The sequence below is a fragment of the Serratia sp. Tan611 genome (assembly GCF_905188235.1).
GTDB lineage: Bacteria > Pseudomonadota > Gammaproteobacteria > Enterobacterales > Enterobacteriaceae > Serratia_B > Serratia_B rhizosphaerae.
Genome location: NZ_LR994655.1, coordinates 2,279,915 through 2,298,764, shown reverse-complemented (window position 1 = coordinate 2,298,764; position 18,850 = coordinate 2,279,915). Strand labels below are relative to the sequence as shown.

Genomic DNA, 18,850 nt, shown 5'->3' with positions numbered 1-18,850 from the left:
CCGGCATGCCTCTAAGGTTATCTTAAGTTTCACCCGCTAGATTGCCCTGCATGACTTTCTACAGGATGACAATGCGGCAATGCGGTTACTACCAAAATTTTCATGCGGCAGCCTGAGCTTTATCCTAGGCTGCGCGCTGTTCTTTACGCTATTTCAAAATGCGCTGTTTTTGCATACGGCGTGGTCATATATCCGTTTCGGCAGTTTCAACAACCTGCTGTTCGCCGCCACCATGCCGGTGGTGATCTTCTGCGCGCTGAACATCATTTTCAGCATGCTGACCATCCCCTATCTGCGCAAACCGTTAATGATTGTTTTCCTGCTGGGCAGCGCTGCGGCCAACTACTTTATGTATAGCTATGGCGTCGTGATCGACGGCGATATGATGCAAAGTGCCGTTGAAACCAATGCGCAGGAGATCGGCGCGCTGCTGACGCCGCAAATGGGGCTGTGGCTGCTGCTGCTTGGCGTGCTGCCGGCAGCGGCGGTGTCTATCGTCAGGATTCGCCAGACCCGCCCGTGGTGGTACACGCTCGGCCTGCGCGCCGCCAACGTGATGCTGTCGCTGGTGGTGATTCTGCTGATCGCTGCATTATTCTATAAAGACTACGCGTCGCTGATTCGCAACAACAAAAGCGTGGTGAAAATGCTGACGCCGTCGAATTTTATCGCCGGCGCCATCAAGCTCACCGAACAGCGCGAACTCACCCGCAGCCTGCCTCTGGTGAAAATCGGCGAGGACGCCCATAAGGGGCCGTTGCTCCGCGCCGAGCAGAAAAAGACGCTGGTGATACTGGTGGTCGGCGAAACCGCGCGCGCGGAAAACTTCTCGCTGGGCGGCTACGGGCGCGTCACCAACCCGCGCCTGCAACAGGACAGCGTGATCTATTTTAAAAACGCCGCCTCCTGCGGTACCGAAACCGCGGTATCGGTCCCCTGTATGTTTTCGAATATGACGCGCAGCAGGTATAACGCCACCCTGGCCGAGCATCAGGAGGGACTGATGGACGTTTTGGCCCATGCCGGAATCAACGTGCTGTGGCGCGATAACGATAACGGCTGTAAAGGCGCCTGTGACCGGATCCCTCACGTCGATATGACCAAACTGCAACTACCGCAGGATTGTGAAGGTGACGTCTGTATGGACAGTGTGCTGCTGTATCACCTGCGGGACTATATTGATAGCCTGAAAGACGACGGCGTGATTGTGCTGCACCAGATGGGCAGCCACGGCCCGGCCTACTACCGCCGCAGCACGCCTGAGTTCCGCCGTTTTACCCCGACCTGCGACAGCAATCAGATCCAGGACTGTAGCCACCAGCAACTGATCAATACCTATGACAATTCGCTGCTGTACAGCGACGCCATGCTCGACAGCACCATCAAACTGCTGCAGCAGTACAGCGACCGTTTCAATACCGCGCTGGTATACCTGTCGGATCACGGCGAATCGTTAGGGGAAAATGGTATGTACCTGCACGGCACGCCGTATCTGTTCGCACCGAGCCAACAGACGCACGTACCGTTCCTGATGTGGATGTCGGCAGACTATCAGCGCAGCTTCGGCATTAACCGCCAGTGCCTGCAAAATATCGCGCAGCGGGATGCCGTCTCGCAGGATAATCTGTTCCATACCCTGCTTGGCATGCTGAACGTGCAGACCCGGCAGTATCAGTCTCAATTGGATATTCTGCAGCGCTGCCGCAGCGACAGCGCTTAACTTCCCTGCGCCGCTGAGGCACAATACTCACCATCATGGCCGGCGCCTCAGCGTCGGTTTTTTTCTTTCCCTCTTGATCTAGACCAACTGGTCTATTATGCTCAGCCTCATGACGACGAAACATACGCATTGCAACACAGATACACGCGAACACCTGCTCGCCACCGGCGAGTCACTCAGCCTGCGCCTGGGGTTTACCGGCATGGGCCTGAGCGAACTGCTGGCTACCGCCGGGGTGCCCAAGGGCTCGTTTTATCACTACTTCCGCTCGAAGGAAGCCTTCGGCGAAGCCATGCTGCAACGCTATTTCGCGCATTATGACATCGCCATGCTGGCGTTGTTCAACGACAGCGGCAGCGATGCCCGCCACCAGTTGCTGAGCTATTATGCGCAGGCCATCAGTTTTCACTGCCGCAGCGAATGTCACAATTCGTGCCTGGCGGTAAAACTGTCCGCCGAGGTCAGCGATCTGTCGGAACCGATGCGTCATGCGCTGGAAACCGGCAGCGCGCAGGTGATCGGCCGGTTGCAGGACGCGATTGAACGCGGTATCCGCGAAGGGTCGCTGGCGATAACCATGAGCCCGGCGGCCACCGCCGAAACGCTGTACGCGCTGTGGCTCGGCGCTTCACTGCGCGCCAAAATTCGTCGTTCGGTTGCGCCGCTCACCAGCGCGCTGGAAAGTATTGAACTGCTGCTGCGCCCTGCGCAGCCTTAAGCCCTCCCCTGGGATGCCAAGATCCGACATCACAGGGGTTTTATTTAATGTATCACTAGTCGACCGGTCTATTCAGGATAGGATGCTTTATGAAAATTGAAAAACTATTTACCCCGCTGAAGGTTGGCGCCGCCACATTGCCCAACCGCGTATTTATGGCGCCGCTGACGCGCCTGCGCAGCATTGAACCGGGCGATATCCCGACGCCGCTGATGACAGAGTACTACGCCCAGCGCGCCAGCGCCGGTTTGCTGATCACCGAAGCGACGCAAATCTCCTTCCAGGCTAAGGGTTACGCCGGCGCGCCGGGGCTGCATACGCCGGAACAAATTGCCGCGTGGAAAGAAATCACCCGGGCGGTGCATGAGAAAAACGGCCATATCGCCGTACAGCTATGGCACGTAGGCCGCATCTCTCATACCAGCCTGCAGCCGGGCCAGCAGGCGCCGGTCGCCCCGTCCGCCATCAACGCCGACACCCGCACCACCGTGCGCGATGAAACCGGCGCCTGGGTACGCGTGCCGACCTCTACGCCGCGCGCGTTGGAAACGGCGGAAATTCCCGGCATCATCAATGATTTCCGCCAGGCAACCGCCAATGCGCGCGAAGCCGGCTTTGATTACATTGAGCTGCACGCCGCACACGGCTACCTGCTGCACCAATTTATGTCGCCGGCTTCCAACCAGCGCAGCGACCAGTATGGCGGCAGCATCGAAAACCGCACGCGTCTGACGCTGGAAGTGGTCGACGCCAGCATCCAGGAATGGGGCGCCGAGCACGTCGGTATCCGTATTTCACCGCTCGGCCCGTTCAACGGCCTGGATAACGGTGAAGATCAGGAAGAAGCGGCGCTGTACCTGGTGGAAGAGCTGAATAAGCGCAACATCGCGTTCCTGCATATTTCCGAACCGGACTGGGCCGGCGGCAAGCCTTACTCTGACGCCTTCCGCGATGCGGTGCGCGCGCGCTTTAGCGGCGTTATCGTCGGCGCCGGCGCCTATACGGCGGAAAAGGCCGAAGCGCTGATCGAAAAAGGCTATATCGACGCCGTGGCCTTTGGCCGCAGCTATATTGCCAACCCGGATCTGGTCGAACGTCTGCAGCAAGGCGCAGAGCTCAACGAACCGCAGCCGGAAAGCTTCTACGGCGGCGGCGCTCAGGGCTATACCGACTACCCGTTCCTGGCGAAGTAACCCCCGCGTTTACGCTACGGGCCGGCCCTGCGCCGGCCTTTGGTGTTTTATTGGCCGGCGCGGTTTTTGTTACACCGTCACCTAAAGACATCCGCCGCCGCGCCATTTGAATTCCCTTCTGCGACAACGCTATACTGAACGACGTTTCAATAACTCAGCCGTTAACGACGGCAAACACCTGCAATTAGAGGAAATTATGCGCCTACTCCATACCATGCTCCGCGTCGGTGACCTGCAACGCTCTATCGACTTCTACACCAAGGTATTAGGCATGCGCTTGCTGCGTACCAGTGAAAACCCGGAATATAAATACTCGCTGGCATTCGTTGGCTATACCGAAGAGAGCGAAGGTGCAGTCATTGAACTGACCTATAACTGGGGCGTTGACAGCTACGAGATGGGCAGCGCCTTCGGCCATCTGGCGCTGGGCGTCGACGACGTCGCCGCCACCTGCGACGCCATCCGTCAGGCCGGCGGCAACGTCACCCGCGAAGCCGGCCCGGTCAAAGGCGGCACCACGGTGATCGCGTTTGTGGAAGATCCAGACGGCTATAAAATCGAGCTGATCGAGAATAAACACGCCGGCCACGGCCTCGGCAACTAAGTTTCCGTCGGGCGCGTTCTGCGCCCGTTTTATTATCCGCATGATAACCGCCTGCACGCCGCGGCAAAATTTGCCATAATGCGCGCTGCATTCGATGAAGATAAGAAACTGATGGCCGATAAAAGTGATCTTAACGCCCTGAGTGGTCGTTTTCGTGGGTTTTATCCCGTAGTAATAGATGTAGAAACCGCCGGCTTTAACGCCCAGAGCGACGCGCTGCTGGAAATTGCCGCCGTTACGCTGAAAATGGATGAGGACGGCTGGCTGCAGCAGGATGAAACGCTGCATTTCCACGTTGAGCCTTTTGAAGGCGCAAATCTGCAGCCGGAAGCCCTGGCATTTAACGGTATCGACCCGCACAATCCGCTGCGCGGCGCGGTGAGTGAATATGACGCGCTGCACGCCATTTTCAAGGCGGTGCGCAAAGGCCTGAAAGAGCAAGGCTGCAACCGGGCGATTATCGTGGCGCACAACGCCAACTTCGACCACAGTTTCCTGATGGCGGCCGCAGAACGCGCCGGCCTGAAGCGTAATCCTTTCCACCCGTTCGCCACCTTTGACACCGCCGCGCTCAGCGGTCTGGTGCTGGGGCAAACCGTGCTGGCCAAAGCCTGCATCGCCGCCGGCATGACCTTCGACAGCAGCCAGGCGCACTCCGCGCTGTACGATACCGAGCAGACCGCCCTGCTGTTCTGCGAGCTGGTTAACCGCTGGAAACGGCTCGGCGGATGGCCGCTGGCGATCGACGCCGCCGGCGACGACGAGTAATACAAAAAATGGGCGCAGCGGTATACACCGACTGCGCCCATTATCCTTCCGCTGAAAACCGTCGTTACGACTGCTGGTCTTCCTGCTTGTACTTTTCCGCCGTCTCTTTGATCAGCGACTGCAGTTCGCCGCGCTGATACATTTCGATGATGATATCGCAACCGCCGACCAGTTCGCCGTCAACCCACAGCTGTGGGAACGTCGGCCAGTTGGCGTATTTCGGCAGCTCGGCGCGAATGTCCGGGTTCTGCAGAATATCCACGTAGGCAAAACGCTCGCCACAGGCGGACAGCGCCTGTACGGCCTGCGCGGAGAAGCCGCAGTTCGGCAGCTTCGGTGAGCCTTTCATGTACAGCAGAATCGGGTTTTCTGCGATTTGTTGCTGAATTCTTTCAATCGTCGTCATCATTGCTTCCTCAAGCCATCGGATGGCTACAACATGCGTTACACCGGGCTATTGTAGCGGCTGCGGCCGTTGCAAAAAAACGCCATCTTTTGCAAGGACATTCCGCCCGCCGAACCAGCGGCGCCGGCAACGCCCTTACGCGCTAAACATGCTCTCAGAATAACATTTTTAATCTGACCATTTCACTAATATATTTTCAGCAGCGCCCTGCTGCGAAATATTAACCTGCGCGGTCAAAGCGGCGTTTTTTTCTCCGCCCGGCGATTAAATTTCAGCCAGGTGAAATCTTATTAACGTTTTCTCACAATATGGATTACGCTTTATTAAGTTCCGCGCTGTTTTATATCGCGGATTTGGGGAATACTGTGTTTAATTCAATCTCTGACTCGGGACCAAGGTTGGTAACGTCGACATGCGTCTAATAGTTACGCTTTTTGTGCTGCTGTTTACCCAGCTGTTCTTCAATCTGGCGCACGCTGCGCCACAATCGCGCGTTGCCGCTGAGCCGCGTAAAAGCCACGTCAGCGATGCGCGCCCGGACGAGCGTCGAAAAAAGAAAACGCTGAAGAGCAGTAAAAAAGCCCGCACCGCCACGGCGCCAAAAACCACCAAGGTAAAAGCGCATAAAAGCACGACGATTAAAACCGCCAAAAAAACGACCCGCATTAAATCTACGCGTAAAGTGACGCACCTGGCGAAAAATAAAGTCACCCCGCCGAAGAAAGGTTATAAAAAAGGCTACGGTCGTCACCGCACCCACGGCCTGGCAACCAGCAAACTGCTGAGCGACGATAAACCGCTCAAGCTCAGCGCGGCGCATAAAAAGCGCTATCAGCGGGCGAAGCAAACCGCAATGACCAAGCTGATGAATCAAATGGGCAAGCCCTATCGCTGGGGTGGCGCCTCGCCGCGTACCGGCTTTGACTGCAGCGGTTTAATTTATTACGCCTATAAAGACGTGATGAAAATTAAAATGCCGCGTACGGCGAATGAGATGTATCACCTGCGTGATGCCGCGCCGATTAAGAAAAGCGAATTGCAAAAAGGCGACCTGGTATTCTTCCGCATTAATAACCGCGGCGTGGCCGACCACGTTGGCGTTTACCTCGGCGACGGCAAGTTTATTCAGTCGCCGCGTACCGGCAAAGATATCCGCATCAGTCAGCTGGACAATAACTACTGGCAAAACCATTACATCGGCGCCCGCCGCGTGATGACGCCGAAAACCGTTCGCTAATCCCCGCATGGCTGAGCTTGCCTCAGCCATTCCCCCGTTCCCGCCATTGCCGACGCTTTAAGCAGTTGAACGCTCCGCACGTTTTAAACCTTCCCTTCCCTTTGAAAGTGGTTAGAATTAATAACCTTAAAAAAAACATAACAACTCGATGCCCGAATATGCCCTAAATATGCTGTATGACGGGTATAAATAGCGCGGCTTCGTCTGGGGGACCACCCGAACGATCGCATCCCACAGACGGCCATGGGCATTTTAGCGCTGTATCAATAAGGAGAAAGCAATGTCGTTTGAATTACCTGCATTACCGTACGCAAAAGACGCTCTCGAACCGCACATTTCCGCTGAAACGCTGGAATACCACTACGGCAAGCACCACAACACCTACGTGGTGAACCTGAACAACCTGGTGAAAGGCAGCGAGTTCGAAGGTAAAACCCTGGAAGAGATCGTGAAAACCTCTACCGGCGGCGTATTCAACAACGCGGCGCAGGTGTGGAACCACACCTTCTACTGGCACTGCCTGTCACCTCAGGGCGGCGGCGAACCAACCGGCGCGGTGGCGGACGCCATCAATCAGGCTTTCGGGTCTTTCGCCGCGTTTAAAGAAGCGTTCACCAAATCCGCTGTCGGCAACTTCGGCGCAGGCTGGACCTGGCTGGTGAAAAAAGCAGACGGCTCACTGGCGATCGTCAACACCTCCAACGCAGCTACCCCGCTGACCGGTGAAGACAAACCGCTGCTGACCGTGGACGTGTGGGAACACGCTTACTACATTGATTACCGCAATGCGCGTCCTAACTACCTGGAAAACTTCTGGGCGTTGGTAAACTGGGCGTTCGTGGCGGAAAATCTGGCATAAGCGCCGGTTCACCCGCAAACAGAAAAGGCGCAGTAATTACTGCGCCTTTTTATATTTCGCAGAACAATCAGTTCAGCGCGGCGGTAAAGCTAAAGGCGATAATCATCACCAACGCACATACGGTGGTGAACAATGACAATTTCAACTCGGTTTCCATCAGAAACTCCCTTATCTGTTTCGCGACGCCAGCATAAAGCCCCCAGCGTTAATGGGTCAAATGATTTTCCCACAGTTCACGGCCATTCCCAATTGATTTTGCGCAACGCCCGATCGTGTTGCGGCAAAAAAGAGGCCAATATAAAAATATTGCCCGCTTTCCTGGCGGATAATACCGATTTCCTCTTCCACTTTTGCGCAATATACGCCAAAATTCGCAGTTCACTGCTGCGTACCGGCCAATAAGCCCCTCCAAACCAAGCAAGCGGCTTACGACTTCCAAACTAAAAACTACGTTTTCGAGATTTTGGAGAAGGATCTGCGCAGGCAAACGATTAACAACATGCTTACATACTGCAAACATGTGAGTTCAGGAGTCATCTTTACATGGCAACGATTAAAGATGTGGCCAAACGCGCGGGCGTTTCCACCACCACCGTTTCGCACGTCATCAATAAGACCCGTTTCGTCGCCGAAGAGACTAAAGCGGCGGTCTGGGCCGCCATTAAAGAGCTGCACTATTCACCCAGCGCGGTTGCGCGCAGCCTGAAGGTCAACCACACCAAATCCATTGGCCTGCTGGCGACTTCCAGCGAAGCCCCCTATTTTGCCGAAGTGATTGAGGCAGTGGAAAACAGCTGCTACAGCAAAGGCTACACCCTGATTCTGTGCAACTCGCACAACAATCTGGACAAGCAGCGCGCCTATCTGGCGATGCTGGCGCAAAAGCGCGTCGATGGCCTGCTGGTGATGTGTTCCGAATACCCCGATCAGTTGCTCGGCATGCTGGAAGACCACCGTAATATTCCGATGGTGGTGATGGACTGGGGCGTGGCGCGCAGCGACTTTACCGACACCATTATCGATAACGCCTTCGAAGGCGGCTATCTGGCGGGTCGCTATCTGATCGAGCGCGGCCACCGTGAGATCGGCGCCATTCCCGGCCAGCTGTCACGCAACACCGGCGGCGGCCGCCATCAGGGTTTCCTGAAGGCTCTGCAGGAGGCCAATGTCGAGTTGCGCAACGAGTGGATCGTCCAGGGCGACTTCGAGCCGGAGTCCGGCTATAAGGCAATGCACCAGATCCTGTCGCAAAAACATCGCCCGACGGCGGTGTTCTGCGGCGGCGATATTATGGCGATGGGCGCCATTTGCGCCGCGGACGAGCTGGGCCTGCGCGTACCGCAGGATATTTCAGTGATCGGCTATGATAACGTGCGCAACGCGCGCTACTTCACCCCGGCCCTGACCACGGTGCACCAGCCGAAAGAGCGCCTGGGCGAAATGGCCTTCACCATGCTGCTGGACCGTATTATCAGCAAACGCGAGGAGTCGCAGGTGATCGAAGTCCATCCTAAACTGATCGAACGGCGCTCCGTGGCCGACGGTCCCTTTATCGATTACCGCCGCTAATTGCGACTGGCCGGTGCGCTTACTCCCGCACCGGCCCCGCTTCCTCTGCTTCGCTCAGCCACTCCTGATTCAACGTTTCGCTGTCCCCCAGATAATCCAGCAGCCAGGCGATGGCCGGCGACTGATTAGGTTGCTGCCAGGTCAGACAGCAGGCGCTGGGCGGAAACGGCTCGTGCAGCTGCAGCACCGCCAGCTCGCCGCGCGCCACCAGCGGCAACACCCGGTGCGCCGGCGCCATGCCGACGCATAAACCGCCACGCAGGCAATCCACCGCCGATACCCAGTCCGGCACCACCAGGCGGCGCTGGTTGTCCAGCGACCAGGTAACACGCTTGGGCAGATTGCGCGATGTGTCCTCCAGCAACAGCGCCGGATAGGGACGCAGCTGTTCATCACTGAGCGCGCCGTTCAGCCCGGCCAGCGGATGATCGGCGCTGACCACGCACAGCCAGTTCATAAAGCCCATATCGCGAAAGGCGAACCCGCCACCGGCGGGCACCGCGCGCGTGGCGCCGATGGCCATTTCGGCGCGGCCATCCACCAGCGCATCCCATACGCCGTTGAACACTTCCGGCTGCAGCAGCAGCTCAACGTCCGGAAAGTGGCGATAAAAATCCAGTACCAGCTGCCGACAGCGCTGCGGCTTGACGATCAGATCGACGGCGATCTTCACCTGCCCGCGCCAGCCGTTGGCGACCTGCTGGCACTGACGTCGCGTGTCGAGCATTTTTTTGATGACAGCGCGCGACTCCTGGACAAACAGCGCCCCCGCCGGCGTCAGCGTGACGTCGCGATGACGCCGCTCAAACAGCGGCACCGCCAGCCACTGCTCCAACTGACGCACGGTATAGCTGACCGCGGAAGGAACGCGGTGCAGCTCCTGCGCCGCCGCGCTGAAGCTGCCGGTACGCGCTACCGCATCGACCACATCCAGTGAATATTCAGACCACATACGTTTGCCTGCAAAAATTTTCAAACCAGTATGCAAATATTACCGTTTCACAACCAGAGATCCAGCCGGATACACTGCGCGGCGTGAAAACCTGCATCACAAATAACGATTGAGAACCACTATGCGAAACTTTGGATTTATGTTTTATCTGGCCGGCCTGAGTATGCTCGGCTTTCTGGCCACGGATATGTACCTGCCGGCCTTCGGCATGATGCAAAAAGATCTGCAAATCTCACCCGGCGCCATTAGCGCCAGCCTGAGCATCTTCCTGGCCGGCTTTGCCTTTGCGCAACTGCTGTGGGGACCGCTGTCCGATCGACTGGGACGCAAGCCGGTGCTGCTGATCGGTCTGGCGCTGTTTGGATTGGGCTGCCTTGGCATGATGTGGGCGGACAACGCGCAGCAGCTGTGGACGCTGCGCTTTATACAGGCGGTCGGCGTCTGTGCCGCCGCCGTGACCTGGCAGGCCATCGTGATCGACCGCTACCCGGGCAGCCGCGCCAACCAGGTGTTCGCCACCATTATGCCGCTGGTCGCCCTCTCGCCGGCGCTGGCGCCGCTGGTCGGCGCCTGGTTGCTGAACCACCTGAACTGGCGCGCCATTTTCGCCGTGCTGCTGGCCATTACGCTGTTGCTGCTGTTGCCGACGCTGCTGCTGCGCGACAAACCGCGTCCGCGAGCCGATGAAGGCGCTGCGCCTGGCATCGGTTTCCTGCAGTTGCTGAAATCGCCGCTGTACAGCGGCAACGTGCTGGTGTACGCCGCCTGCTCAGCCGGTTTCTTCGCCTGGCTGACCGGCTCGCCGTTTATTCTGGGCAATATGGGCTACAGCCCGAACGATATCGGCCTGAGCTATGTGCCGCAGACGCTGGCGTTTCTGCTCGGGGGGTTCGGCTGCCGCGCCGCATTGAACCGTACGAACGGCAATACGCTGCTGCCGTGGTTGCTCCTCATGTATGCCGTCAGCATGGTGGCGCTGTATCTGGTCGCCACCCTGACCACGCCGACGCTGACCACACTACTGATCCCATTCTGCCTGATGGCGCTGGTTAACGGCGCTACCTACCCGATCGTGGTGGCAAATGCGCTGACGCCGTTCCCGGAAAGCACCGGCAAAGCGGCGGCGCTGCAAAATACCCTGCAACTGGGCCTGTGTTTTGTCGCCAGTATGCTGGTCTCCGCCTATATTGCCCAGCCGCTGCTGGCGACGGTGACGGTGATGGTCGCCACGGTGGCGCTGGCCGCCGCCGGCTATCTGCTGCAGCGCGGCGACAGCGCACGGCAAAAGAACGCCGAACGCCGTCAGCATGCTAACTCTGCGTCATAATTACCAGCAATAATATTCACTTAAATGACATGTCTGCCGGATGCGATTTGCGGTTGAGGAAGCGCCCCGGCAGGCCTATACTCAAAAAAGCGCTAAAATAAGATAGTAAAATCTTGTAGTAATCCGTGGCGTTTCGTGGTCGCCAATGGCGTCACTTTTTTATTTTATTGATGAGTTTACCCTGCCAGCCGGTACGGGCTTCTCTTTGAATTTTCCTCTGTTCATGTCGGATATCGGACGCCGCGGTGCAATCCTCCGCAGGTATACGTATGTGCCTACCGAAATTGGCTAAGCTTTTTTTGGTGGCCATAAGTCAGAAGAAAGGTGATGGAGAAACTAATGAGTTCATCGTGTTTAGAAGATCTGAGCATCCAGGACAACCAATGGTATCGTATCGCCCATGAAATGCTCAGCATGGCCGATATAGAAATAAACGGCACCCGACCTTTCGATATTCAGGTAAAGAACCCCGAATTTTTTAAACGCGTGCTGCAGGAAGGCTCTCTCGGGCTGGGTGAAAGTTATATGGACGGCTGGTGGGAGTGCGAGCGGCTGGACTGTTTTTTTCATCGCGTGCTGGCCGCCGGCCTGGAAAGAAAACTCCCCCACCATTTTAAAGATACGCTGCGCATTGCCGCCGCGCGTTTAACCAATCTGCAGTCGAAGAAGCGCGCGTGGATCGTGGGGAAAGAACATTACGATCTCGGTAATGACTTATTTACCCTGATGCTGGATCCCTATATGCAATATTCCTGCGGCTACTGGAAAAGCGCCGAGACGCTGGAACAGGCGCAGGAAAATAAATTGCGTATGATCTGCGACAAGCTGCAATTACAGCCGGGCATGCGCCTGCTGGATATCGGTTGCGGCTGGGGCGGACTGTCAGCGTTTGCGGCAAAAAATTACGGCGTCTCGGTGGTGGGCGTGACCATCTCCGCAGAACAGCAGAAGCTGGCGCAAGCGCGCTGCGCCGGGCTGGACGTCGATATTCAACTGCAGGATTACCGCGATCTGCATCAGCAGTTTGACCGCATCGTCTCGGTCGGCATGTTTGAACACGTCGGGCCGAAAAACTACCGCACCTATTTCGACGTGGTGGAGCGCAATTTAAAACCCGACGGTTTATTCCTGCTGCACACCATCGGTTCAAACAGAACCGATATGAATGTCGATCCGTGGATTAATAAATATATCTTCCCGAACGGCTGCCTGCCCTCGGTGGCGCATATTGCCCAGACCAGCGAAGGCCATTTCGTGATGGAAGACTGGCATAATTTCGGCGCCGACTACGATCGCACCCTGATGGCCTGGTATGAACGCTTTAAACAGGCGTGGCCGCAGCTGGCCGAGCGCTATTCCGAGCGTTTCGAGCGGATGTTCAGCTACTACCTCAACGCCTGCGCCGGCGCCTTCCGTTCGCGCGATATTCAGCTGTGGCAGGTGCTGTTCAGCCCGAAAGGCGTTGAAGGCGGCATACGCGTACCGCGTTGAGTTTCATGCGTTCGCAATAAAAAACCCCGGCATTCAGTCCCGGGGTTTTTATTATCTGGCCACGATCAGCCGCAGTAAACGCGTGTGATTTTATCGTCCCGATCGCCGAGGAAGTTCAGGCGGGTCAGGTTGAAGTCCATGGTGACCGCAGAATTATAAGGAATGGTGCGCACCTGACGGGCGTCGATCTGCACGCCATCCAGTGAAGAGAGCGGCTTGCCCACGTAGTTTTGATACTGCGACGCGCCGCAGGTGTCATCCGCATCGACCGACGACGCTGAGGCGCCGTTCTCTGACGTACTGCTACAGGCAGCCAGCGTCATCAGCGCCGCCAACATCAATGTTTTCCGATAAAACTTCACGTTTAGCTCCTCTTTTTTGCCTTCAAACAGATCGTGCCCGTTCAGGGTTTCGGCGTCGGATCCGCAATCTGCGCCGTCGCCGCTTCACGGCTGGCCAATACGCGCTCGACGGTATCCACTACCGCCTGCGTTTGCGGATCGATTTCAATATTGACCTTGTCGCCCAGACGTTTTTTACCCAGCGTCGTGCGCTCCAGCGTTTCCGGGATCAGATGCACGCAGAAACGGTTGTTCACCACTTCGCCGATGGTCAGGCTGATGCCGTCAATACCGACAAACCCCTTATGCAGCACATACTTCATCAGATCGGCATTCGGCATACGCAGCCAGACCTGACGGTTGTTTTCCGAGGTGAATATCTTGGCGATTTCCGCAGTGCAGATAATATGGCCGGACATCAGATGGCCGCCGATTTCATCGTTAAATTTCGCCGCCCTTTCCACATTGACCTTGTCGCCGACCGTCAGACTGCCCAGGTTGGTCAGCCGCAGGGTCTCTTTAATCAGATCAAAACTGACGCGGTTGCCCTCCACCGCCGTAACGGTCAGGCAGCAGCCGTTATGCGCCACCGAAGCGCCCAGTTCCAGACCGGGCAGCAGCTCATCGGGCATTTCAATCACGTGGGTACGGAAATTGGGTTTTTCTTCTACTGCAACCAGCGGCGCAATGCCTTGTACGATACCGGTAAACATGGGTGCCTCTTTCTGAAAATAGATATACAGCGCTGGTAGGCAGTGTGCCCCAGATGGCGGAGAAAACCAAATCCGCAGCGGTAAAAATTCGTTGTCTGCGCACGAAATAAACCCGTTTTCCCATCGCCGAAGGCTATCCTGCATTAAACAACGCCAGTGGCTTAAATAAGTCCGAACGGTTACACTACGCTGGTTATCATTCCGCGATTAAATTGCTGTCCATTCGTGACAGCCGTTCTTTCATTGCTTAATACTCAAAAAGGTGTAATGCGTGCAGAAGTACCTTATTGAAGCGCGTAGTTTATTAGCCCTCGCTATTCCGGTCATTATCGCGCAAATCGCCCAGACGGCGATGGGCGTGGTGGATACCATTATGGCGGGTGCATACAGCGCCACGGACATGGCTGCAGTTGCAGTCGGCACATCCATCTGGCTACCGGCTATCCTGTTCGGCCACGGCCTGCTATTGGCGTTAACGCCGGTTATCGCCCAGCTTAACGGCTCCGGCCGCCGCGACCGCATCGCGCATCAAATCAGTCAGGGCTTCTGGCTGGCGAGCGGTGTTTCGTTGCTGATTATCGCCGTGCTGTATAACAGCAAATATATGATCGACATGATGCACAATGTCGATCCGCAACTGGCGGAAAAAGCCGTCGGCTACCTGCACGCCATTATGTGGGGCGCGCCGGGCTATTTATTCTTCCAGGTAATGCGTAACCAGTGTGAAGGATTATCCAAAACCAAACCGGGGATGGTGATCGGCTTTATTGGTCTGCTGGTGAATATTCCCATTAACTATATTTTCATTTACGGCAAATTCGGCATGCCGGAACTGGGTGGCGTCGGTTGCGGCGTTGCTACCGGCAGCGTCTATTGGGTGATGTTCCTGCTGATGCGCTGGTACGTGCGCCGCGCGCCGTCGCAGCGCGACATCAAACCAGAGCGCGCCTGGCCGCCGGTCGACTGGGCCACGCAGCGACGTCTGGTCGGCATCGGCCTGCCGGTCGCCCTGGCGCTGTTCTTTGAAGTGACGCTGTTCGCCGTGGTGGCGCTGCTGGTGTCGCCGCTCGGCATCGTCGCCGTCGCCGGCCACCAGATAGCCCTGAACTTCAGCTCACTGATGTTCGTGCTGCCGCTGTCGCTCGGCGTCGGTTCCACCATCCGCGTCGGCCACCGGCTGGGGGAAAGCAACGTCGACGGCGCGCGCGTCGCAGCCTACAGCGCCATTGGCGTCGGTATTGCCATGGCCTGCGGCACCGCGCTGTTTACCGCCCTGCTGCGCGAGCCGATCGCGCTGCTGTATAACGACACGCCGGCGGTGGTCGCCATGGCTTCGCACCTGATGCTGCTGGCCGCTGTCTACCAGATTTCAGACTCCATTCAGGTGATCGGCAGCGGCGTACTGCGCGGTTACAAAGATACGCGTTCGATCTTCTTCATCACCTTTATCGCTTACTGGGTGCTGGGGCTGCCGAGCGGCTATCTGCTGGCGCTGACCGACTACATCGTGCCGGCAATGGGGCCGAGCGGCTTCTGGATCGGCTTTATTATCGGCCTGACCTTCGCCGCCATCATGATGGTGCTGCGCATGCGCTGGCTGCAGCGTCAGCCCGCCGCGCTGATTTTGCAGCGTTCCACCCGCTGATTTTTCCGCCGGCTCCCCGCGGGCCGGCGACTTCCCACGCTGAATTTGCGGAAAAAACCGCCTCACTGCGCATAAGCGCAGCAGTCGCGCGAAATAGCGGATAAAATTACGTTTTTCCCCTTGCCAGCAGGCAGGTTGCTCGTTAATATTCGTCCCCGCTGTCAGCCATGACAGACAGGAAAATGATGCGTCCGTAGCTCAGTTGGTTAGAGCACCACCTTGACATGGTGGGGGTCGGTGGTTCGAGTCCACTCGGACGCACCAAATTCCTACAGCAGTTCAGTGCGTCCGTAGCTCAGTTGGTTAGAGCACCACCTTGACATGGTGGGGGTCGGTGGTTCGAGTCCACTCGGACGCACCAAATTACTGCAGCAGCTCAGTGCGTCCGTAGCTCAGTTGGTTAGAGCACCACCTTGACATGGTGGGGGTCGGTGGTTCGAGTCCACTCGGACGCACCATTTCATCGCAATCCGTAATATCCTTCCCTGCATAAATAGCTTTTAAATAGCCACTCTCTTTTGGTCGTATGGTGCCAGTTCGGATATACCACACGCCGCCCTCTCGGTTTATCCCTCCTAAACACCGTCACACTCCCATTAATGTTCCACCGCCGCCATATTGATCCTGACGCTGTTGATCATGGCAAACCAGGCAAACAGCGCCGACCCCAGCAGCAGCAACAGACCAAACGCCAAAGGGCTCCACCAGCCGAGCGCGTCAAACAACACGCCGCCCACACCTGCGCCCAGAGTAATCGCCCCCTGGATCACCGCCACCATCAGGCCGCCGCCCGTCTCGGCATCATCGGGCAACGCTTTGCTCAGCCACAGCCCCCAGGCCACCGGCGCCGGCGTCGCCACCAGTCCCCAGAGCGCCAACAGCGGCCCGACAAACATAAAAGATGCACCGGTTTCAATCAGCAGGCCTGCAATCAGCGCCATGGCTAACGGGATCGCCACCAGCCAGGCGAACAGACGGCGCTGCAGCAGATGACCAATCATCCAGGTGCCCAGCAGGCCGAAGGCCCCCAACGCCAGCAGCGTCAGAGAAAGCTGATTGACGGAAATCTGCGTCACCTCTTCCAAAAATGGCCGCAAATAGGTAAAGACCGCAAACTGCCCCATAAAGAACAGCATAATACCGGTCATTCCCAGCGCCACCTGCGGGTAACGCAACAGGCGAAACGGATTGGCCGAACCCTGCTGCCGCGACGCAGCGGGCAAATGCGGGATCGCTCGCCACTGCCAGACAAAGGCAACGATCGCCAGCGGCACGACGATAAAAAACGCCCCGCGCCAGCCGATATACTGCCCTAAAAAACTGCCCAGCGGCGCGGCGATGGTCGCCGCCAGCGCATTGCCGCCGTTAATCAGCGCCAGCCCCCTGGCTACCGCATGCACGGGTACCAGACGCATCACGGTCGCCGTGGACATTGACCAGAAGCCGCCGATGGCAACCCCCAGCAGAGCGCGGCCGGTCATAAACATCACGCCATTGGCGGCGAAGGTCACGATCAGTCCGGAAAAAGTCAGCAGCAAGGTGAAGCCGATCAGCACTTTTTTCCGATCGAAGCGGCCGGTCAGCGGAGTATTCAGCAGGCTGGTCAGTACCGCAAACAGGCCGGATACGGAGATGGCCTGCCCCGCCTGGCCCTGACTGATGACGAGATCCCGCGCAATCGGCGTCAGCAGACTGACCGGCATAAATTCGGAGGCGATAAGCACCACCACGCCCAGCGCCATAGAAAATACGGCGCCCCAGGCGGGATGCGGGCTGGCGATACGCGATGTTGAAACGGTATGAACTGACGGCATGCATTATTCCTGTTTTCTAACGATAGGCAGATCCTAATACGCCGGCAGTGTTATGATTAGAGGGCGTAATCTGTATGTACTTGTGAAAAAATCTCATCAATTTGCAGCGGCAACGGGTTTCCGCCGGCAACCGCCGGACACCATTGATATACCAGTTCAATAATCAGGATCGGCAGCCATGAATGACATCCTCGCTTTTCTTGCGGTGGCTAAAGCGCAAAGTTTTACCCGGGCGGCGAAACAGCTGGGCGTCAGCCCTTCGGCATTAAGCCATACCGTCCGTAACCTTGAAGAACGGTTAGGCGTACGTTTATTAACGCGCACCACCCGTAACGTGGCCCCCACCGAGGCCGGCGAGCGGCTGATGACCTCCACCGGCCCGCTGTTCGAGCAGATAACGGCGGAAATAGATAAAATCGGCGAACTGAGGGATAAGCCCGCCGGCACCATCCGCATCACCTGCTCTGACGATGCGGCGGAACAGATCTTACGCCCCGCGCTGCCGGCATTTCTTGCCAAATACCCGGATATCAACGTTGAAATCTGCATTGATTACGGCTTTACCAATATCGTCGAGCAGCGCTTTGACGCCGGGATCCGGCTGGGCGAGGCGATCAGCCAGGACATGATCGCCGTGCGGCTCGGCCCGGACTGGCGGCTATCGGTAGTCGGCGCGCCATCCTACTTTGCCGCTAGCCCGACGCCGCTGCACCCGCGCGATCTGACGGCCCACAACTGCATCAATATCCGTCACTCGCCGGGAGGAAGCCTCTATGCCTGGGAGTTTGAAAAAGACGGCCAGCCATTAACCGTGCGGGTTAAGGGCCAGATGACCGCCAACAGCAATATCCATATTCTCAACGCCGCGTTGGACGGCATCGGGCTGGCCTATCTCCCCGATTTTATGGTGCAGCCTTACCTGGACGACGGGCGGCTGGTTGAGGTGCTGGCCGACTGGAGCCCCTACTTCGCCGGTTTCCACCTGTATTACCCCAACCGGCGCAATGCTTCTCCGGCGTTTTCCGCACTGGTTGAGGCGATCCGCTACCGCCAGCCCTGACAGATGAAAATTGCGTCAAGAGTCAACGCGCCTTGGCCGACGGCGCAAAAACTTTGGCTCCGCCGTACCGATCGGCTATCATCGGCGGCCTGATTGACCAAGAGGGTGCTATGTTGAAATTTATTGCCGCATCGGCGTTTACCACGCCCGATAACGGCCAGTCCCGCCGTGAGGGACAATTAAGCGACGGCCGCGTCGCCGCAGAAGTCCGCTTTGAAGCCGGCGCCTTCGGCCAACTGAAAAAGCGTGCTGACGCCGTGCACATCCGGGTGATCGACGGCGACTTTGAATTTACCGTCGGCAGCGATATTCTCCTGCTGCAGGCCGGCGAAAGCGTGGCTGTTCCGGCGCAGGTGCCCAGCGGCTGCTTCTGCCTGAGCGCCGGTACGCTGCTGGAAATCAGCGCCTGACGTTAACGGCTGCGACGTTTTAT

Annotated in this window: 19 protein-coding genes and 3 tRNA genes; 16 read left to right on the top strand and 6 right to left on the bottom strand. The window is 57.3% G+C overall.

Annotated elements, in window-relative coordinates:
* Positions 1–79: 79 nt before the first annotated feature.
* From eptA to rnt, 5 genes are all read left to right on the top strand, one after another.
* Complete coding sequence (eptA, locus tag TAN611_RS10830; protein WP_203067691.1) at positions 80–1,720, top strand: phosphoethanolamine transferase EptA; 1,641 nt, start codon at positions 80–82, stop codon at positions 1,718–1,720.
* Between the two features lie 97 nt (positions 1,721–1,817).
* Entirely contained in the window at positions 1,818–2,438 is a 621-nt protein-coding gene (locus tag TAN611_RS10825; protein ID WP_203067690.1) for a TetR/AcrR family transcriptional regulator, read from the top strand.
* 89 nt (positions 2,439–2,527) lie between these two features.
* Complete coding sequence (locus tag TAN611_RS10820) at positions 2,528–3,631, top strand: alkene reductase (RefSeq protein ID WP_203067689.1); 1,104 nt, start codon at positions 2,528–2,530, stop codon at positions 3,629–3,631.
* Between the two features lie 196 nt (positions 3,632–3,827).
* Positions 3,828–4,235: a lactoylglutathione lyase gene (gene gloA, locus TAN611_RS10815; protein WP_105230993.1), complete on the top strand. Its 408-nt coding sequence runs from the start codon at positions 3,828–3,830 to the stop codon at positions 4,233–4,235.
* A gap of 78 nt (positions 4,236–4,313) precedes the next feature.
* Entirely contained in the window at positions 4,314–5,003 is a 690-nt protein-coding gene (rnt, locus tag TAN611_RS10810; RefSeq protein ID WP_111737171.1) for a ribonuclease T, read from the top strand.
* 64 nt (positions 5,004–5,067) lie between these two features.
* Here the strand turns inward: rnt and TAN611_RS10805 are convergent, their stop codons facing one another.
* Positions 5,068–5,412 (bottom strand): Grx4 family monothiol glutaredoxin, encoded by a 345-nt coding sequence (locus tag TAN611_RS10805; RefSeq protein ID WP_105230991.1) that lies wholly within the window; start codon positions 5,410–5,412, stop codon positions 5,068–5,070.
* Positions 5,413–5,821: 409 nt separating this feature from the next.
* Between TAN611_RS10805 and TAN611_RS10800 the strand changes: the two genes are divergently transcribed.
* Both TAN611_RS10800 and sodB read left to right on the top strand, forming a co-directional pair.
* Entirely contained in the window at positions 5,822–6,646 is an 825-nt protein-coding gene (locus TAN611_RS10800; protein WP_105230990.1) for a C40 family peptidase, read from the top strand.
* 280 nt (positions 6,647–6,926) lie between these two features.
* Positions 6,927–7,505, top strand: coding sequence for a superoxide dismutase [Fe] (gene sodB / locus TAN611_RS10795; RefSeq protein ID WP_105230989.1), 579 nt, complete (start codon positions 6,927–6,929; stop codon positions 7,503–7,505).
* Between the two features lie 67 nt (positions 7,506–7,572).
* Here the strand turns inward: sodB and TAN611_RS10790 are convergent, their stop codons facing one another.
* Positions 7,573–7,662 carry a YnhF family membrane protein gene (locus TAN611_RS10790; protein WP_105230988.1) on the bottom strand — a complete coding sequence of 30 codons (90 nt, stop codon included), beginning with the start codon at positions 7,660–7,662 and terminating at the stop codon, positions 7,573–7,575.
* 386 nt (positions 7,663–8,048) lie between these two features.
* On the opposite strand from TAN611_RS10790, the gene purR reads away from it, so the two are divergent.
* On the top strand, positions 8,049–9,074 hold the full coding sequence (gene purR / locus TAN611_RS10785) for an HTH-type transcriptional repressor PurR (protein WP_105230987.1): 1,026 nt from the start codon (positions 8,049–8,051) through the stop codon (positions 9,072–9,074).
* A 19-nt stretch (positions 9,075–9,093) separates the two neighbouring features.
* On the opposite strand, the gene punR is transcribed toward purR, so the two are convergent.
* Complete coding sequence (gene punR, locus TAN611_RS10780) at positions 9,094–10,026, bottom strand: DNA-binding transcriptional activator PunR (RefSeq protein WP_105230986.1); 933 nt, start codon at positions 10,024–10,026, stop codon at positions 9,094–9,096.
* Positions 10,027–10,147: 121 nt separating this feature from the next.
* Here punR and punC point away from each other — a divergent pair, with 121 nt between their 5' ends.
* Positions 10,148–11,353 carry a purine nucleoside transporter PunC gene (gene punC, locus TAN611_RS10775; RefSeq protein WP_105230985.1) on the top strand — a complete coding sequence of 402 codons (1,206 nt, stop codon included), beginning with the start codon at positions 10,148–10,150 and terminating at the stop codon, positions 11,351–11,353.
* A 339-nt stretch (positions 11,354–11,692) separates the two neighbouring features.
* The gene (cfa, locus tag TAN611_RS10770; RefSeq protein ID WP_105230984.1) at positions 11,693–12,844 is read left to right on the top strand and encodes a cyclopropane fatty acyl phospholipid synthase; all 1,152 of its coding nucleotides are present in this window, start codon (positions 11,693–11,695) and stop codon (positions 12,842–12,844) included.
* A gap of 65 nt (positions 12,845–12,909) precedes the next feature.
* On the opposite strand, the gene TAN611_RS10765 is transcribed toward cfa, so the two are convergent.
* Both TAN611_RS10765 and TAN611_RS10760 read right to left on the bottom strand, forming a co-directional pair.
* Positions 12,910–13,206 carry an I78 family peptidase inhibitor gene (locus tag TAN611_RS10765; protein ID WP_172606282.1) on the bottom strand — a complete coding sequence of 99 codons (297 nt, stop codon included), beginning with the start codon at positions 13,204–13,206 and terminating at the stop codon, positions 12,910–12,912.
* A 41-nt stretch (positions 13,207–13,247) separates the two neighbouring features.
* Complete coding sequence (locus TAN611_RS10760) at positions 13,248–13,898, bottom strand: riboflavin synthase subunit alpha (RefSeq protein ID WP_105230982.1); 651 nt, start codon at positions 13,896–13,898, stop codon at positions 13,248–13,250.
* A gap of 271 nt (positions 13,899–14,169) precedes the next feature.
* Between TAN611_RS10760 and TAN611_RS10755 the strand changes: the two genes are divergently transcribed.
* The 4 genes from TAN611_RS10755 (at position 14,170) to TAN611_RS10740 (ending at position 16,001) form a co-directional block, all read left to right on the top strand.
* Positions 14,170–15,543: an MATE family efflux transporter gene (locus TAN611_RS10755; RefSeq protein WP_105230981.1), complete on the top strand. Its 1,374-nt coding sequence runs from the start codon at positions 14,170–14,172 to the stop codon at positions 15,541–15,543.
* Positions 15,544–15,730: 187 nt separating this feature from the next.
* Positions 15,731–15,807, top strand: a tRNA-Val gene (locus tag TAN611_RS10750).
* 20 nt (positions 15,808–15,827) lie between these two features.
* Positions 15,828–15,904, top strand: a tRNA-Val gene (locus tag TAN611_RS10745).
* Between the two features lie 20 nt (positions 15,905–15,924).
* Positions 15,925–16,001: transfer RNA gene (locus TAN611_RS10740), tRNA-Val, on the top strand.
* Between the two features lie 138 nt (positions 16,002–16,139).
* Here TAN611_RS10740 and TAN611_RS10735 read toward each other — a convergent pair.
* On the bottom strand, positions 16,140–17,357 hold the full coding sequence (locus tag TAN611_RS10735) for an MFS transporter (RefSeq protein WP_203067688.1): 1,218 nt from the start codon (positions 17,355–17,357) through the stop codon (positions 16,140–16,142).
* Positions 17,358–17,535: 178 nt separating this feature from the next.
* Here TAN611_RS10735 and TAN611_RS10730 point away from each other — a divergent pair, with 178 nt between their 5' ends.
* Positions 17,536–18,417 (top strand): LysR family transcriptional regulator, encoded by an 882-nt coding sequence (locus tag TAN611_RS10730; RefSeq protein ID WP_105230980.1) that lies wholly within the window; start codon positions 17,536–17,538, stop codon positions 18,415–18,417.
* A 110-nt stretch (positions 18,418–18,527) separates the two neighbouring features.
* Positions 18,528–18,827, top strand: coding sequence for a cupin (locus TAN611_RS10725; protein ID WP_105233313.1), 300 nt, complete (start codon positions 18,528–18,530; stop codon positions 18,825–18,827).
* Positions 18,828–18,850 lie beyond the last annotated feature (23 nt).

Excerpts from the sequence above, each read along its gene's own strand:
- TAN611_RS10805 (WP_105230991.1), bottom strand. The coding sequence starts at position 5,412 with ATGATGACGACGATTGAAAGAATTCAGCAACAAATCGCAGAAAACCCG.
- TAN611_RS10825 (WP_203067690.1), top strand. The coding sequence starts at position 1,818 with ATGCTCAGCCTCATGACGACGAAACATACGCATTGCAACACAGATACA.
- punR (WP_105230986.1), bottom strand. The coding sequence starts at position 10,026 with ATGTGGTCTGAATATTCACTGGATGTGGTCGATGCGGTAGCGCGTACC.
- purR (WP_105230987.1), top strand. The coding sequence starts at position 8,049 with ATGGCAACGATTAAAGATGTGGCCAAACGCGCGGGCGTTTCCACCACC.
- TAN611_RS10790 (WP_105230988.1), bottom strand. The coding sequence starts at position 7,662 with ATGGAAACCGAGTTGAAATTGTCATTGTTCACCACCGTATGTGCGTTG.
- eptA (WP_203067691.1), top strand. The coding sequence starts at position 80 with ATGCGGTTACTACCAAAATTTTCATGCGGCAGCCTGAGCTTTATCCTA.
- TAN611_RS10730 (WP_105230980.1), top strand. The coding sequence starts at position 17,536 with ATGAATGACATCCTCGCTTTTCTTGCGGTGGCTAAAGCGCAAAGTTTT.
- TAN611_RS10820 (WP_203067689.1), top strand. The coding sequence starts at position 2,528 with ATGAAAATTGAAAAACTATTTACCCCGCTGAAGGTTGGCGCCGCCACA.
- TAN611_RS10735 (WP_203067688.1), bottom strand. The coding sequence starts at position 17,357 with ATGCCGTCAGTTCATACCGTTTCAACATCGCGTATCGCCAGCCCGCAT.
- gloA (WP_105230993.1), top strand. The coding sequence starts at position 3,828 with ATGCGCCTACTCCATACCATGCTCCGCGTCGGTGACCTGCAACGCTCT.
- TAN611_RS10725 (WP_105233313.1), top strand. The coding sequence starts at position 18,528 with ATGTTGAAATTTATTGCCGCATCGGCGTTTACCACGCCCGATAACGGC.
- sodB (WP_105230989.1), top strand. The coding sequence starts at position 6,927 with ATGTCGTTTGAATTACCTGCATTACCGTACGCAAAAGACGCTCTCGAA.
- cfa (WP_105230984.1), top strand. The coding sequence starts at position 11,693 with ATGAGTTCATCGTGTTTAGAAGATCTGAGCATCCAGGACAACCAATGG.
- TAN611_RS10800 (WP_105230990.1), top strand. The coding sequence starts at position 5,822 with ATGCGTCTAATAGTTACGCTTTTTGTGCTGCTGTTTACCCAGCTGTTC.
- TAN611_RS10760 (WP_105230982.1), bottom strand. The coding sequence starts at position 13,898 with ATGTTTACCGGTATCGTACAAGGCATTGCGCCGCTGGTTGCAGTAGAA.
- punC (WP_105230985.1), top strand. The coding sequence starts at position 10,148 with ATGCGAAACTTTGGATTTATGTTTTATCTGGCCGGCCTGAGTATGCTC.
- rnt (WP_111737171.1), top strand. The coding sequence starts at position 4,314 with ATGCGCGCTGCATTCGATGAAGATAAGAAACTGATGGCCGATAAAAGT.